The 14,080-nt window shown below is 45.8% G+C and carries 16 protein-coding genes; 9 read left to right on the top strand and 7 right to left on the bottom strand.

Annotated features, from left to right (window positions below; translation table 11 throughout):
* Positions 1-50 precede the first annotated feature (50 nt).
* Positions 51-953, bottom strand: a complete 903-nt coding sequence (locus tag IE104_RS13455) for a hypothetical protein (protein ID WP_189419366.1) — start codon at positions 951-953, stop codon at positions 51-53.
* Positions 954-1,182: 229 nt separating this feature from the next.
* On the opposite strand from IE104_RS13455, the gene IE104_RS13450 reads away from it, so the two are divergent.
* Positions 1,183-1,422, top strand: coding sequence for a hypothetical protein (locus tag IE104_RS13450; protein ID WP_189419365.1), 240 nt, complete (start codon positions 1,183-1,185; stop codon positions 1,420-1,422).
* A 24-nt stretch (positions 1,423-1,446) separates the two neighbouring features.
* Here IE104_RS13450 and cysE read toward each other — a convergent pair whose 3' ends face one another.
* Genes cysE through IE104_RS13430 form a run of 4 tightly spaced genes read right to left on the bottom strand, consistent with a single transcriptional unit; the run spans position 1,447 to position 5,180 of the window.
* On the bottom strand, positions 1,447-2,274 hold the full coding sequence (cysE, locus tag IE104_RS13445) for a serine O-acetyltransferase (RefSeq protein ID WP_268247522.1): 828 nt from the start codon (positions 2,272-2,274) through the stop codon (positions 1,447-1,449).
* Positions 2,275-2,322: 48 nt separating this feature from the next.
* Positions 2,323-3,030, bottom strand: a complete 708-nt coding sequence (locus tag IE104_RS13440; protein ID WP_189419363.1) for an HAD family hydrolase — start codon at positions 3,028-3,030, stop codon at positions 2,323-2,325.
* A gap of 13 nt (positions 3,031-3,043) precedes the next feature.
* Complete coding sequence (locus IE104_RS13435; protein WP_189419361.1) at positions 3,044-4,441, bottom strand: MFS transporter; 1,398 nt, start codon at positions 4,439-4,441, stop codon at positions 3,044-3,046.
* Between the two features lie 13 nt (positions 4,442-4,454).
* A complete protein-coding gene (locus IE104_RS13430) occupies positions 4,455-5,180 on the bottom strand; it encodes a M15 family metallopeptidase (protein WP_189419359.1) in 726 nt (241 codons plus the stop codon).
* A gap of 153 nt (positions 5,181-5,333) precedes the next feature.
* Between IE104_RS13430 and IE104_RS13425 the strand changes: the two genes are divergently transcribed.
* The 6 genes from IE104_RS13425 to IE104_RS13400 all read left to right on the top strand — a co-directional run bounded on the left by IE104_RS13425 (position 5,334) and on the right by IE104_RS13400 (position 10,534).
* Entirely contained in the window at positions 5,334-5,627 is a 294-nt protein-coding gene (locus IE104_RS13425; protein WP_189419357.1) for a TfoX/Sxy family protein, read from the top strand.
* Between the two features lie 108 nt (positions 5,628-5,735).
* Entirely contained in the window at positions 5,736-6,518 is a 783-nt protein-coding gene (locus tag IE104_RS13420; protein ID WP_189419355.1) for a Crp/Fnr family transcriptional regulator, read from the top strand.
* 160 nt (positions 6,519-6,678) lie between these two features.
* Positions 6,679-7,590: a protease HtpX gene (gene htpX / locus IE104_RS13415; protein WP_189419353.1), complete on the top strand. Its 912-nt coding sequence runs from the start codon at positions 6,679-6,681 to the stop codon at positions 7,588-7,590.
* 237 nt (positions 7,591-7,827) lie between these two features.
* Positions 7,828-8,883: a S1C family serine protease gene (locus IE104_RS13410; protein ID WP_189419352.1), complete on the top strand. Its 1,056-nt coding sequence runs from the start codon at positions 7,828-7,830 to the stop codon at positions 8,881-8,883.
* A 20-nt stretch (positions 8,884-8,903) separates the two neighbouring features.
* Entirely contained in the window at positions 8,904-9,224 is a 321-nt protein-coding gene (locus tag IE104_RS13405) for a Rieske (2Fe-2S) protein (protein WP_189419350.1), read from the top strand.
* Between the two features lie 155 nt (positions 9,225-9,379).
* Positions 9,380-10,534 (top strand): iron-containing alcohol dehydrogenase, encoded by a 1,155-nt coding sequence (locus tag IE104_RS13400; RefSeq protein ID WP_189419341.1) that lies wholly within the window; start codon positions 9,380-9,382, stop codon positions 10,532-10,534.
* 139 nt (positions 10,535-10,673) lie between these two features.
* Here IE104_RS13400 and sfsA read toward each other — a convergent pair whose 3' ends face one another.
* Both sfsA and IE104_RS13390 read right to left on the bottom strand, forming a co-directional pair.
* Entirely contained in the window at positions 10,674-11,378 is a 705-nt protein-coding gene (gene sfsA / locus IE104_RS13395) for a DNA/RNA nuclease SfsA (RefSeq protein WP_189419339.1), read from the bottom strand.
* 77 nt (positions 11,379-11,455) lie between these two features.
* Complete coding sequence (locus IE104_RS13390) at positions 11,456-12,211, bottom strand: PEP-CTERM sorting domain-containing protein (RefSeq protein ID WP_189419337.1); 756 nt, start codon at positions 12,209-12,211, stop codon at positions 11,456-11,458.
* 387 nt (positions 12,212-12,598) lie between these two features.
* On the opposite strand from IE104_RS13390, the gene dksA reads away from it, so the two are divergent.
* Together dksA and gluQRS are read left to right on the top strand one after the other, a co-directional pair.
* Positions 12,599-13,042: an RNA polymerase-binding protein DksA gene (dksA, locus tag IE104_RS13385; protein ID WP_189419335.1), complete on the top strand. Its 444-nt coding sequence runs from the start codon at positions 12,599-12,601 to the stop codon at positions 13,040-13,042.
* A 54-nt stretch (positions 13,043-13,096) separates the two neighbouring features.
* Entirely contained in the window at positions 13,097-14,044 is a 948-nt protein-coding gene (gene gluQRS / locus IE104_RS13380; protein ID WP_189419334.1) for a tRNA glutamyl-Q(34) synthetase GluQRS, read from the top strand.
* The last annotated feature ends 36 nt before the right edge of the window (positions 14,045-14,080 follow it).

The following is a 14,080-nucleotide window of genomic DNA, read 5'->3' as shown; positions in this document are numbered from 1 at the left end:
AACTAACTCGGGTGCAGGATATTATTATTGAATGACTACACCCGGATTTTTTAATCAGCCAACCGAATTCCGCTAGTATCGGGAACCACGGCTTTTATTTGTGGTTTTAATTGTCCCAAGTCCGCACCGACTGGCGCAAGACCCACCTCGGGAATATGTATTACCGGAATTTCTACCGCAGGTTTTTCAGATGCCGCAATTAAATCCTCACCCAAATCTGCTATTCCCCAATCTTCAAGTTCAATTTCAAGCAAGGGCAAATCCATTTTTTCATCTGCACGAACTAAATCAGCTCCCGCCTCTGCCACTTCAAAATTTGGTGCAACTACGCTGGCAATCGGCTCAGGAGCTTGCTCATTTGCGTCCAAAATATTGCCCCCCTCCGGACGCAAACTAATCGCACTTATATCAACCACTACCGGATCAAGTACAACTTTTTCTGCAGGTTGCAACAAGTCAGAGCCGACTGGTGCCAAACTCCAACTTGGTTGTACCGCACCTGGATTCTGCGCTGCCTCGCGCGCCGCTTGCTCACGCTTGATCGCTTCCTTCGCAGCTGCCGCCTCAGCCTCTGCTTTTGCCGCTTCTTCTTGCAGTGCAAGTCGCTGAGCCAAGTTTAAGGGAGCTGCGCTGGGTGCAGGTGCAGGTGCAGGTGCAGGTGCAGGTGCAGGTGCAGGTGCAGGAGATGATGATGCGGTAACAGAAGCGGGTTTGGTTTCACCCATGGGAACAACATCAACTTGCGCACCGGCTTTTACTAAAGCGTCTTTATATTTTTGAGCGCTGGCGAAATCCAAGCCCCGTTTGAGTGGTACGGGGCGGCCACTGAACAGCGCATCAACTTTTGCAGCATCGGCTTTGAACAATTGTTGCAAACGCAATTTCACGTCGGCTAATTGATGACCAAATACAATGTCGCCGCGGAAGATAATGTCGAATTGTTGATCGCTCATAATTTTGTTAACTCGTTCACAATTTTTTTGAAGCAACACCAAAATACATCTGAAGATCGCTGTTTTGCGATATGAACCCAAATATATGTTCCAAAAAGGTATCAATACGACGTGGCATGCGCCAAATATCAAACCATACTGTAACCATAGTTGAGTTTAGAACCATAGTCGAAACTTGCCGCTTAGGTATTTATTCTTGGTTGAGCATTTTATAAAGGAGCAGTTGCAGATGAATGCTTTGTATCAACGTAAAATCGTCGTAAACGGCGAACTCAAAGAAGCATCCAGCGTACAAACCAAAGTGGAACAGGATATAGCTTTTTTACAACATCGAATCAATTTGATGAAGAAACAAAAAGTACCCAATAGCGTTGTAATCGAAACCTATGAAAACATGTTAAAAAGCCGACAATCTGTTTTAGCCTGGCTGCGCGATGGCAACAGCGAACAGGAAATACGACTTATCTAGACTTATTATTTTCAGCGCCCGCTTTTAATCATCAACCAGGCGATGATCCATATTTAACGCAGGCTCGGCAACTACGGGCCGCCCCACTACTTTTGCAGGCACACCCGCTACAGTGGTGTGCGGTGCAACCGGCTCCAACACTAAACTCCCCGCGCCAATTTTCGCACCCTCGCCTACTTCAATATGCCCCAATATTTTTGCACCCACGCCAATTAAGACACCGCGGCGAATAATGGGATGACGCAAACCTTTCGTGCAACCGCTGCCACCAAGCGTTACGCCGTGCAAAAGCGACACGTTATCCTCCATTACCACAGTCTCACCCATAACTACGCCAGTAGCGTGATCCACCATAATACCTTTGCCAATTTTTGCACCGGGGTGAATATCTACATCAAACTGCTGAGAGATCTGGTTTTGTAAAAACAGTGCGAGGCACTCTCGCCCTTGCAGCCACAACCAATGTGAAATACGTTGAGTTTGCAAAGCCTGATAACCTTTGAAAAAAAGCAAAGGCATACTGTAAGTACTGCAAGCAGGATCACGTTCGCGATGTGCGCAAATATCCGCACGCATTGCAATTTCAATTGTCGGATCTGCATTCATGGCTTCTACAAAAATCTCGCGAATCATTAACGCAGGCATTGCCTGAGAATCGAGTTTATTTGCAAGATGAAAACTAATGGCCGCCTGAAAATTGGAATGATTCAAAATAGCGGCGTGATAAAAGCTCGCCAATACCGGTTCTTGTTGACTGGCAGATTCTGCTTCAGTACGAATAATGTTCCAAACATCAATATTTGATGTAGTGGAATTTGAAGCGGTTGAATTTGCCACAGATGCTATGTTCAATTTTTAATCCAGAAATGATGGTGATAAAAACTATTTGGCTTTAAAAAGTCATTTGCTTTTAAAAATAAGCTCGACAAGTTCATCCATATGGAAAAAACACTCTGCGCCTAACTCAGTCATTTTGCCAATCAAATTATTAGGTTTACCCTCTTCGTCCGGTGGGCAATAGGCTAAGGCGCGCATACCCGCTGCCTTAGCGGCAATAACGCCCGTCAACGAATCTTCAACCACTATAGCTTCAGCCGCGGGAACATTCATGGTTTTAGCAGCATGCAAAAACAAGTCAGGGGCGGGCTTGCCACGTGCCACATCTTCAAAGCTAAAAATATTCCCATCCACGTAAGACATTAAATTAGTTTTCACCAAGGTAACAGCCATCTTTTCATGCTTACCGTTTGAAGCCACACAAAACGGAATGCTTTTAGCTTTCAAATTTTTTAAAACAGCTTCAACACCTTCTACTGCAAACAAACGATCATCGCACGCCGCCAATGTTTGCAATTGCACGTGACGCCAAAAAGCACGACCGCGCTCATCGCGTTCTGCTTGCGGAACATCTTGCCAATTTAATTTTTCAGTTAACTCCGCAGTAATCATGCTAATGCAATCGGGCACAGATTTTCCGCGATAAGATTCCAGGGAATAATAGGGGCTCACATGAATTCCGTAGCGCTCCGCCAGGGATTCTGAAAAAACCTGGGCCGATAAAATTTCACTGTCAACCAACACACCATCACAATCAAAAATAACTAACATAGATTTACTCAAACTATTCAACAGAAGGTTTCGCGCGATTATCAACCGCAGGGTAAGGCGCGATTAATAACAATAAAAATCCAACAACCAAAAACACAATCAAAGCGCACATGCCTATTCTGGCGGAATTAGTTAAGACTGTAATTGTTGCAACCGATAGCGGTGCGAAAAATGAAGTCGCGCGCCCTGCAAATGCGTATAAACCAAAATAGCGGCCCGCTTCGTCAACATTAACGCTACGCGCCAAATACGAGCGCGATGACGCTTGCACAGGGCCAAACACCAAACCAATCAACAAACCAAACAGTATGTATGCTTTTTCTGCTGCTGTACCAAACAATCCGCCAGTATCCGTCGTAGATAATTGCAATAAACCAAATAATGTATAGCCCGGCCCGGTTGAAACAATGCCCAGCGTTGCGATGATTAAACCAACCAAACTGGCAGACACAACTTTTTTGGATCCTAAACGCACATCAATTTTACCAGCGAAGTAACAACCAAATATCGCAGCAAACAATAACAAAATTCCGTACACGCCCATCTCTACGGTTTTCCAACCGAACATACCTGCAGCAAAAGTTCCGCCCAATGCAAGCAAACCGTTTACGCCGTCTTGATACAACATGCGTGCCGCTAAAAATTTTAAAATCGCCGTGCGATGTTTTAATTCCACCAAGGTATTTTTTAGTTCGCGTAAGCCTGTTTTTACTGCAACGCCCAAGGGCAAACCTGTACTGGTATCTGGCGTAAACAAAAACATGGGAATGATAAAAATAAAATACCAGCAAGCGGCAAGCGGCCCTGTTATGCGTGCATCTTCGCCAGCAGTAGGATCCAAACCAAATAAAGGTGTTAAACCTATCAGCGTCTTGCCCGTTGCAGGGCTACCGGCTAAAAGCAACAATACAATAAACAAAGCGACCAAACCGCCTAAATAACCCAAGCCCCAAGCGCTGTTGGATAGCCGACCCACTTCTGTTTTATTAACCAAACGCGGCATCATGGAATCGTTAAACACAATGGAAAATTCAGCAGCTATAGTGGCAAAAATAATACAGGCCATTGGCAACCAAAGCGCTGAACCCGGTGCAGCAAACCATAACAATGCCAAAGCCGATATTTTTATAAAGGCAAAAAATCCAATCCATTTTTTTCGCGAACCAGATGCATCTGCAATTGCTCCCATCACTGGCGACAGAAGTGCTATAACAATTCCAGAAATAGTCACCGTGTAACCCCAAGCTGCTTGACCTGCTGTTGGATCATCAATCAAACGCGAAGCAAAATAAGGCCCAAAAATAAAGGTAAGCACTACCGTAAAAAACGGCTGCGCAGCCCAATCGTAAAACATCCAACTGATAATGCCGCGCTTGGTCGCGGGCTGAGTCGTAACGGAGTTGCTCAACATAAGCTCCAAATTATTATTGATAAGGTTTTATATAGTTTTGATAAATTGTGTGGAGATTTTTTAGCACGCTGTCTTTCAAGGCAATATCTGTTGCTTGCAATTCATCCCGCAAAAGAGTTTCCGTAAGTTGTGTTGCAAAAATACGCGCGAGTGGCGCATAGCTTAAATGCCAGGGCTCGGGAGAAATACTGCCCGCACCGGCAATATAAGGGCGGTAAAACTCGTTGGGATTTTGTGCCAGTTCTTGCGTCAACCAATCATGAAATTCTGCGAAAGGCCCATCGCCCTCGGTCTCTTCCAAGGTGAGTTGAAGCGGGTAATCCTCTGCAACGCGCGATGCATCATACACATCTATATCTGTGCCCCAGTGATGCCGGGACGCACCGGGTAAGGCCGACCAACGCAAAATGGCGAAGACTTTTTCATCATCACTTAATTGGCTTATATCTATGGGCTGCCCAACCTCATCCAACACCAGGCGTAAACCATTGGCTTTGTTATTCCAAATCATCAACTGCCGGTCAAAACTGCGGAAACCACTGGCAACTCGCAGGTCAAAACCAGCCAAAGTGGCTTTATCTGTTAACTTCAACAAGGAATCCAGGACTTGAAGGTGGATTTTGGCCCTCTGATTGGGGCAACTGACTAAATCTTGATCAGATCTGCCCATTACGTCAAAATTTGGTAACAAAGGTGCATTAGCCTCCCCATCAGCCGAATTTTGGACACCAACTTTCATATTTACACCTTTTTTAAACCATAAACTGGCGCTTTACTGCACAAAGTAATTGCAGAGTCTTATGAACAGGTTACTATAAGGGCTTACTATAAATGGAAATTTATAGGTAGCGGGGACAATAATCATAACTTAATTGTACGGAGCGGGATCTTCATGACTGCAAGTCACAGTGAATTACTCCAGTTAAAAAACCTCGGTATGGCATCAGTTAACATTCTGCATGCTGTTGGCATCAATACTTACGCTGATCTTCGCCGCATAGGCGCTGTAGAAGCTTACCTTCGCATCAAAGCACGCGACATCAATGTTTCCAAAGTCATGCTTTACGCCTTGCAAGGCGCATTGTTGAATGTTCATTGGAATGATCTCGCCCCCGAAATGAAATTGCAGTTGGTCGCCGAGGCAGAGCAAGGCTTTCGCAACGACGAGCAACAGGCTTTCGCTTAATTAGCCAAGCTTCGCTTAAATTTATAAGTCTGCGCCATCGTGCGCAGATTTTCCTTGGTAACCAGCTACACTTAGCAAATAATCTGTGTACTGTTTACCGAGGGTGCCATGCATTTACCGACCAAGCAATCCGATTCCATTTCTGATATTGCGATCAAATCCCGCAGTTTGACCGAGCTATTTCTACAAAACCTCTTGCCTGCAGCCAACCCTATTGAAATTAGCGTTAGTAACGATATTTTCGCTGATCAACCCAACACCCGTTTGCTGCTGATTACCGAAGGCCAGGTTTATTATCGAGTGCGCGGTAAATTGGTCGCGATTCTGGAAGAAGGAGATTTGATTGGCCTTACTCGCTCACTCAATCTAAACGAAGGTGTTTTCAGCTGTATTGAAACTGTGCAACTCGTGCCTTACGAGCGCGACGAACTTATTGCTCACGTCAACTCAGACCTTAAATTGCAGAAGAACTGGGCCCACTATCTCGTGTGTAACATAGCCTTTTACCAACAGGCTTTGGCGCAAGAGATTCGTGCGGAATTCCAGCCACAGGCAGGTTTTATCCATTTCCATAAAGGCGAAATCATCATCCAGCAAGGCGACGAGGCCGATAAGGTTTACACCTTATTAGATGGCAGCGCAGATGCAATTTGCGATGGAGTCAAGGTTGGCGAAGTCAACACCAATGAAATCTTTGGCGCGCTCGCCGTATTTACTCGCCAGCCGCGTATAGCCTCCGTGATTGCCACCAGCGATTGCACAGTGCTGGCCGTAAGAAAAGAAGAGTTTGTTGATTTAATCGATCATCAACCCCAAATTTGTCTTGGCTTGATTGAGGAAATGGCTTCCAAAATTAATCAGCTCAACAACCAGCTATTGGCAAAGCAATAATCTCCAAGGCAATTCCTGCTAGCTGGCAACGGTAATTCTCTGGATTATTTACCGACGCTGGCACATTGAATTTCATCCAAATGAACCTATATAGGTGGTAGATTGTCCCGGCGCTTTAATGCCGGGAGCAATCCACCTATTTCATTTGAGGAGATTCATCGTGTTACGTATAGGCTTATTTCTGTTAACTAACCTGGCAATCATGATTGTTGCAGGTGTTGTTATTAACCTATTGGGTGTGGGCAAATTCATTAGCCACGGCCAATTGAACCTGCAAAGCCTGTTTATTTTCTGTGCCGTGTTCGGTTTTACCGGCTCGTTTATCTCCCTGTTTATTTCCAAGTGGATGGCAAAACGCTCCATGGGCGTTGAGCTAATTGAAAATCCACGCAATGCTGACGAGCGCTGGTTGGTCGATACAGTTGCAGAGCTCGCCCAAAAAGCGGGGATTAAAATGCCGGAAGTCGGTGTGTTCCCAGCGGAAGAGTCAAACGCGTTTGCGACTGGTTGGAACCGCAACGATGCATTAGTTGCCGTTAGCCTTGGCTTGCTACAACGTTTTGAGCGCGACGAAGTCCGCGCTGTTCTCGCTCACGAAATTGGCCACGTTGCCAACGGTGATATGGTTACCTTGAGCTTGATCCAAGGCATTGTGAATACCTTCGTAATGTTCTTTGCACGCATCGTGGGATTTGCTATCGATAAAGCCTTACAAGGAGGCCGTGATAACGAAAGTAGCGGTCCAGGCATCGGCTATTACGTTGGATCATTCGTAGCAGAAATTATTTTCGGCATACTCGCTTCGATGATCGTTGCCGCCTTCTCACGTTACCGCGAATACCGCGCTGATGAAGCCGGTGCACATTTGGCTGATCGCAACGCTATGATCCGTGCGTTGCAACGCCTGCAACTGGAAAGCGGCCAGACCTCAATGCCTGCCAGCATGCAAGCCTTTGGTATTGCTGGTGGCATGGGCCGTTTGTTTGCAAGCCATCCGCCCTTGGAAGAGCGCATTCAGGCGTTGCGTAATGGCCACAACAATCCTGACTCATTGCGTCAAAGCTTGTCTTAATCGACTCACATAAACCTGAAACGCCGCTACTAAACAGCGGCGTTTTTTTTGAAGCCAATAAAAGTTTCGCCGGATCTTTTTGCCCAAAAGATGAATTAAAAGTCGCTCTTGAAATAGACGCGCTTGCCCATAAATCAGCACACACGACGCTAAAAGCGAAACTGATTTTTAGAAATGATTTGCTTAATCTCCAGAATCTTCCATGCAAACAAAACCCAACATGTTAAGGAGTAATCCATGAGCAAGACTTGGTTGAGCCGCCTCTCGGGGTTGGCCTTGGGAATGACAGTGGCGCTGGCAGAGGCCGCCGCTCCAGAGTTTGCGACTGACGATGAACGTAACAGCATGCAAATTTTCGAGCATGCTCGCCCCAGTGTAGTTTTTGTTACCAATGAACAACTCGCACGCGACCCACGCTCATGGGACATCATGAGTGTACCGGCCGGTTCAGGCACAGGTTTTGTGTGGAGCAAAGACGGTTACATAGTCACTAACTACCACGTAGTAGAAGGTGCAAATAAAGTGATGATCACCCTGCAGGACCAAAGTACCTGGCCCGCAAAAGTCGTCGGCCTCGCACCTGAGCGGGATTTGGCAGTACTGAAAATTACTGCACCTAACGAAAAACTGATTGCGCTCAATTTAGGCGATTCCAGCCAGCTCACTGTAGGCCGTAAAGTTCTCGCCATAGGCAACCCTTTTGGATTGGACGCAACACTCACCACCGGTGTTGTCAGCGCGCTAGGTCGTGAAATCGAATCGCCCAATCAACGTAAAATCGCTAACGTCATTCAAACCGATGCCGCCATCAACCCCGGCAACTCCGGCGGCCCGTTGCTCAACTCACAGGGTCAATTGATTGGTGTTAACACCATGATCTATAGCCCAAGCGGCGCAAGCGCCGGTATTGGCTTCGCCATTCCCGTCAACACAGTTAAAGATGTGGTTCCCCAACTTATTAAAAACGGCCGAATCATTCGCCCCGTTATGGGTTTTGAATCAGCACCAGAACAATGGGCTTTGCAGAGCGGAATTGAAGGTTTGCCAATTTTACGTGTATTCAACAATTCACCCGCACAACAGGCCGGCCTGCGCGGCGTATCGCGTAATAATTGGGGACAATTGGTATTAGGCGACGTGGTGGTGGCTATTGATGGAAAACTTACGCCCAACAACGATGCCTACATGAGCATCCTGGAAACTCATAAACCCGGTGATCAGGTGGAGATTCAGCTAGTACGCGATGGCCAAGTCATCAAACGTACGCTCACATTAGCAGCTCCACCAAAATAATTTCGGGAACCAGAGTTTACATGCAAGTAACTGACTTACTTACAACTGACATTCCCGAAAATGGCAGTAAAGGTTTTGAATGCAACGGCGAAAAATACTTCGCTGTTAAAAAGCAGAATCAAATTTATATTTACAAAAATTCTTGCCCGCACATAGGGATCGCGTTGGAATGGGTTGAAGATCAATTTCTCGATTCCAGCTGCACCATGATTCAATGTGCTAACCACGGCGCATTGTTTGTCATTGAAAATGGTGCTTGCGTAGCAGGCCCTTGCAGCGGACAGAAATTAAAAGCCATCAGATTTAATGTTGAAAATGATGCTATCTACCTAGCGATTTGAAATTATTATCTAAACCAGATTCTCCAGCACGACAAGGTTCATAAAAATATGACTCATCGCAGAACCCAAAGCCTTGGTAAACATCCGTAAATTCGCTCACATTACCTATGCAGTTGTTTTAAATTTTACACTTTATTCGACAACAGGATTTCATCATGAACAATTTCAGCTTTCACAACCCAACTAAAATTGTGTTCGGCGAAGGTCAAATCAGCGCCATCGCTGATTTAATTCCAGCTAACGCACGCATTTTATTAACTTACGGCGGCGGCTCCATTAAAAAGAACGGTGTTTACGATCAGGTGATTAAAGCGCTGGAAGGTAAAACTTTTTTTGAATTCTCTGGCATTGAACCCAACCCACATTATGAAACTTGCGAAAAAGCCATCGCATTGATTAAAGAAAAAAATCTCGATTATTTATTAGCGGTAGGCGGCGGTAGTGTAGTGGATGCCACTAAACTCATTGCTGCCGGTGTTAACTTTGATGGCGAGCCGTGGGATATTTTGGAAAAGCACGCGCCCTTTACCAGCGCATTACCAATCGGATGCGTGTTGACGTTGCCCGCAACCGGAACTGAAAGTAATGGCAACTCGGTTGTAACCAAAGCAGCGACACAAGAAAAACTTTCGTTCGGCAGCCCGCTCGTCTATCCACAGTTTGCGATTCTTGATCCAACTACAACTTATTCACTACCACCTCGCCAAATTTCAAACGGGGTTGTGGATGCCTTCGTACATATCATGGAGCAATATTTAACTTATCCCGTGAATGCAAAAGTGCAAGATCGTTTTGCGGAAGGCCTGCTGTTGACCTTGATTGAAGAAGGCCCAAAAGTTTTGGCGAGCCCAAACGATTACGCCATTCGCGCCAACGTTATGTGGGCGGCAACCATGGCACTGAATGGCTTAATTGGTGTCGGTGTTCCGCAAGATTGGGCAACACACATGATCGGCCACGAACTCACCGCTATGCACGCTTTAGATCACGCGCAAACCTTAGCGATTGTTCTGCCATCGGTAATGAATCAACAGCGCGAACAAAAACGCGGCAAATTAATTCAATACGGCAAGCGTGTGTGGAATTTAAATAATGCAAATGAAGATGAATTAATTGATGCAGCAATCGCAGCTACTAAAAACTTCTTCGAAGAAATGGGCGTACCTACATCCTTCAAAGGTTACGGTTTGGATGGCAGCTCAATTCCAGCATTGGTTGATAATGTGATTCGCCACAATCCAAACCCGTTGGGGGAAAAAGCGGATATTACGGCAGAAGTTACACGTAAGATTTTGCAAGCGGCGGCGTGATTTTAAAAACATAGCCCTCACCCTACTTGCTACAGAGTGCAGTTAGCTCTCCCCCTTTTCAAGGGGGGGAGACAGGGGCGACTGTATAGATACAGGAGGTAGAGCAACGCAGGAGCAGTTGCCGAGGGGACTTAACTCTTTAAATTTTCACTGCCAATTTTTTCGCTAATACAATTTTATTTTTCTCAGGTTCTATCTCCGCTCTATAAGCAATAACCTCAACGCCCGCCGCAATCGCTTCACGCAAGGTTTTTCCATAAAGCGGATCAATCGCATCTGCAGGCTCAACCCATTCAATACCCGTATGTTGCACGCAATAAAGTAAAACCGCGCGATGACCTTCGCGAACCATTTGCATCAATTCACGCAAATGTTTAGTACCTCGCTCGCTAACAGCATCCGGAAATAAACCATGGCCTTTTGCTTCCATCAAGGTGACATTTTTAACTTCGACATAACATTTTTTGTTTTCGTGCGTTAACAAAAAATCAATTCGCGATTTTTCATTGCCATACACTACTTCACGACGAATGTCGGAATAACCTTGCAACTCAGCAATTACACCAGAACAAATTGCAGCCGCCACCAAACCATTTGAACGCGCGGTATTAATTCCCGCCAAGTCGCCATCAGGCGTAGTCACAATTTCCAATGTATGAGGATACTTGCGCGCAGCACTAGCCGATGTGGAATACCAGCATGGACTCATAGGCTGAATACAATTTTTCATGGAGCCGGTGTTCGGGCAATGCACAGTGATAGCTTCACCATCGGCTAAAATAACGTCTGCCAAAAATCTTTTGTAACGCAAAACAAGTGTTGCAGGATATAAAAGTAAATCCATAATCAAAGTCTATTAAAATAAAAACCCCCATTATGGATACATAACAGGGGTTTTAAAACTGCGTCTAAAACAGTAGATTATTTAGCAGCTACTTTTTTGCGAATACCAACCAAACCTAACAAACCAAGACCCAGCATCAACAAGCTTGAAGGTTCTGGAACGCTACGTACCGGTGGTTTAGCGCCAAAACCATCAAGGTATGCGTAACCAGCATGACCATTGTAAGGACAATCAGCAGCCAATAATGCCAAAGTAAAATCGTGACCTACCGCGTTCAACGCAACCAAATCAATATTTTCTACTACCCACCCGCTTGAGAACCAGCTGCCAAACTGGCTCCAAGTTACACCTGAAGTACCAGCACCGATTGAACCTGCTGAACTATAAGATCTATTAACTAGAATTGTGTTGGTAGTGTTATCAACGAGCTGCAAAGAAAAATAATCGGAATCGTACGTGAAATGAGAATCTTCAAGCACAGCGTTCCATGCAAAGAATATATTATTGTCGGTGTAATTATTTACACTTTGGTAAATTGTAGATAGCGAACGATTGTTGTAATCATCGTTAACACGTACTGCATAGTTGCCTGAATACACAGTGCTAGCACCTGTAATTGCATCTGTACCAACGCCGACAACGGTATTATTAGACACCCCACCGTTGTATGTCGATATAGCAGGCTTAACAACGTTGGTATCATAATTCGATCCGCCGCCTTGCGACCAACCTGACAGATTACCTGATTCAAAACCACCGTTAGCAAATAAACCAGCTTGAGCACTGCTAGCAGCCAAAAAAGTCAATCCAATTACTAATGCCTTGTTTTTCATAATCATCTCCTAGTATTGAGAGCCATTAAATAAGGTAATGTATCCTTAACATTACTGGAGCCTCCCAAAGCACAAACCAAACCAACTTTAAATTATTAATATTTTTCAATAAGTTAATTATTTATCCAGTTTTCGCAACATATACATGTTGTGAAAAATCTCGACACTATTAATTCACCCAAATTTACAAAGGTGGGTGAAATTTGTACCCTTGGAACAGCTAGTATAATGAGGGTTAAAAAATCGCTGGCACCCTGTTTTATTATCTGGTAGCTTGCCTCCCCTTCAAATTCTCTGTGGTTGCACGATGCAGCCGTATCCCGCGCAGGCCCGCCGCTTGCCGGTTTTTCAAGAACGAGATAACTAGCTCTACGAGGCGCTAACGATATGGCGAAAAAAACTCCTTCAACTGAAACCTTTGCTTTGCGTCCATTTACTCCTTACGTGGAGAAAAAAGGCGAAGAATATATGAATGACGACCAGAAACTGCACTTTCGCGGTTTGCTGTTGAACTGGCGGTCTGAGTTGATGGAAGAGGTGGATCGCACTGTGACTCATATGAAGGATGAGGCCGCGAACTTCCCTGATCCAGCCGACCGCGCCAGCCAGGAAGAAGAATTCAGCCTGGAACTGCGCACCCGCGACCGCGAGCGCAAACTCATCAAGAAAATCGACAGCACTTTAGAGTTGATTGAGAACGATGACTACGGCTACTGCAATGCTTGCGGTGTTGAGATTGGGATTCGTCGCCTTGAAGCGCGCCCAACTGCAACTCTCTGCGTTGACTGCAAAACCCTTGCAGAAATCAAAGAAAAGCAAATCGGCGGCTAAGCCCGCAGGTTTTAGTAACACATCAGGCGGCGAGGGAAACCTCGCCGTTTTTGTATGAGCGAATCCTCAACCCAATCCGGCTATATCGGCCGCTTCGCCCCCTCGCCTACCGGCCCTTTACATTTCGGCTCGCTCGTTAGCGCCCTCGCCAGCTATTTGGATGCTCACCATAATGGCGGTAAATGGCTGGTGCGCATGGAAGACCTGGACCCGCCACGCGAACAAGCTGGCGCAGCCGATGCCATTTTGCGCTGTCTGGAAGACTATGGATTGGGGTGGGATGACTCCGTAATTTACCAAAGCCAACGCTGGGATCTGTATGAGGCGTACCTCAGCAGACTTCGCCAACAAAATCTGCTCTACCCTTGCGACTGTACCCGTCAGGATTTGCAGGCCATGGGCGGAATCTATAATGGCCGATGCCGTTCGCGGCACCCAGATATCAATCAGCCTCATGCCCAACGTTTGAAGCTCTATGATTTGCCTACAGGATTCTTTCAAAGCGATGAACTGCGCTTTACCGATTTAATCCAGGGCGAACAAACTCAAAACCTGCGCACCCAAGCAGGCGACCAAATACTGAAACGCAAAGACGGCCTTTATGCCTACCAACTCGCCGTAGTTGTCGATGATATCGAGCAAGGCATCACCCATATCATTCGCGGCAGTGATTTACTGGACGTCACCGCCCGCCAGATTTTCCTGTTCCAATTATTAAGCGCGCCCGTTCCCAAGTTTGGCCACGTCACCCTCGCCAGCCAATCCAACGGCCAAAAACTCAGCAAGCAAAACCTTGCTCCTGCATTGGAATTAAAAGATGCAGGAACCAATCTTTGGCTAGCTCTTGCGTTTTTGGGGCAAAAACCACCGCAGGAACTTTACGGCGCAACATCTAAAGAATTGTTGAGCTGGGGAAAAAATAACTGGCAATTACCAGCCATTAAAGGGTTGAGTGCAATCTACTCACCGCTAGCCCCCAGCATTAGAAATAGCGACGAATAAATCCTAAAAGCGCTATAGTTAGCCCAACAAAAGTTA

Origin of the sequence: Cellvibrio zantedeschiae, from assembly GCF_014652535.1 — a bacterium.
Classification (GTDB): Bacteria; Pseudomonadota; Gammaproteobacteria; order Pseudomonadales; family Cellvibrionaceae; genus Cellvibrio; species Cellvibrio zantedeschiae.
This window is presented reverse-complemented; position numbering and strand designations above follow the sequence as displayed.

Bases quoted from the DNA above. Each gene is read 5' to 3' on its own strand.
- IE104_RS13410 (WP_189419352.1), top strand. From the start codon at position 7,828: ATGAGCAAGACTTGGTTGAGCCGCCTCTCGGGGTTGGCCTTGGGAATG.
- IE104_RS13440 (WP_189419363.1), bottom strand. From the start codon at position 3,030: ATGTTAGTTATTTTTGATTGTGATGGTGTGTTGGTTGACAGTGAAATT.
- gluQRS (WP_189419334.1), top strand. From the start codon at position 13,097: ATGAGCGAATCCTCAACCCAATCCGGCTATATCGGCCGCTTCGCCCCC.
- IE104_RS13430 (WP_189419359.1), bottom strand. From the start codon at position 5,180: ATGAAAGTTGGTGTCCAAAATTCGGCTGATGGGGAGGCTAATGCACCT.
- IE104_RS13435 (WP_189419361.1), bottom strand. From the start codon at position 4,441: ATGTTGAGCAACTCCGTTACGACTCAGCCCGCGACCAAGCGCGGCATT.
- sfsA (WP_189419339.1), bottom strand. From the start codon at position 11,378: ATGGATTTACTTTTATATCCTGCAACACTTGTTTTGCGTTACAAAAGA.
- dksA (WP_189419335.1), top strand. From the start codon at position 12,599: ATGGCGAAAAAAACTCCTTCAACTGAAACCTTTGCTTTGCGTCCATTT.
- IE104_RS13450 (WP_189419365.1), top strand. From the start codon at position 1,183: ATGAATGCTTTGTATCAACGTAAAATCGTCGTAAACGGCGAACTCAAA.
- IE104_RS13455 (WP_189419366.1), bottom strand. From the start codon at position 953: ATGAGCGATCAACAATTCGACATTATCTTCCGCGGCGACATTGTATTT.
- IE104_RS13425 (WP_189419357.1), top strand. From the start codon at position 5,334: ATGACTGCAAGTCACAGTGAATTACTCCAGTTAAAAAACCTCGGTATG.
- IE104_RS13390 (WP_189419337.1), bottom strand. From the start codon at position 12,211: ATGAAAAACAAGGCATTAGTAATTGGATTGACTTTTTTGGCTGCTAGC.
- IE104_RS13405 (WP_189419350.1), top strand. From the start codon at position 8,904: ATGCAAGTAACTGACTTACTTACAACTGACATTCCCGAAAATGGCAGT.
- IE104_RS13400 (WP_189419341.1), top strand. From the start codon at position 9,380: ATGAACAATTTCAGCTTTCACAACCCAACTAAAATTGTGTTCGGCGAA.
- IE104_RS13420 (WP_189419355.1), top strand. From the start codon at position 5,736: ATGCATTTACCGACCAAGCAATCCGATTCCATTTCTGATATTGCGATC.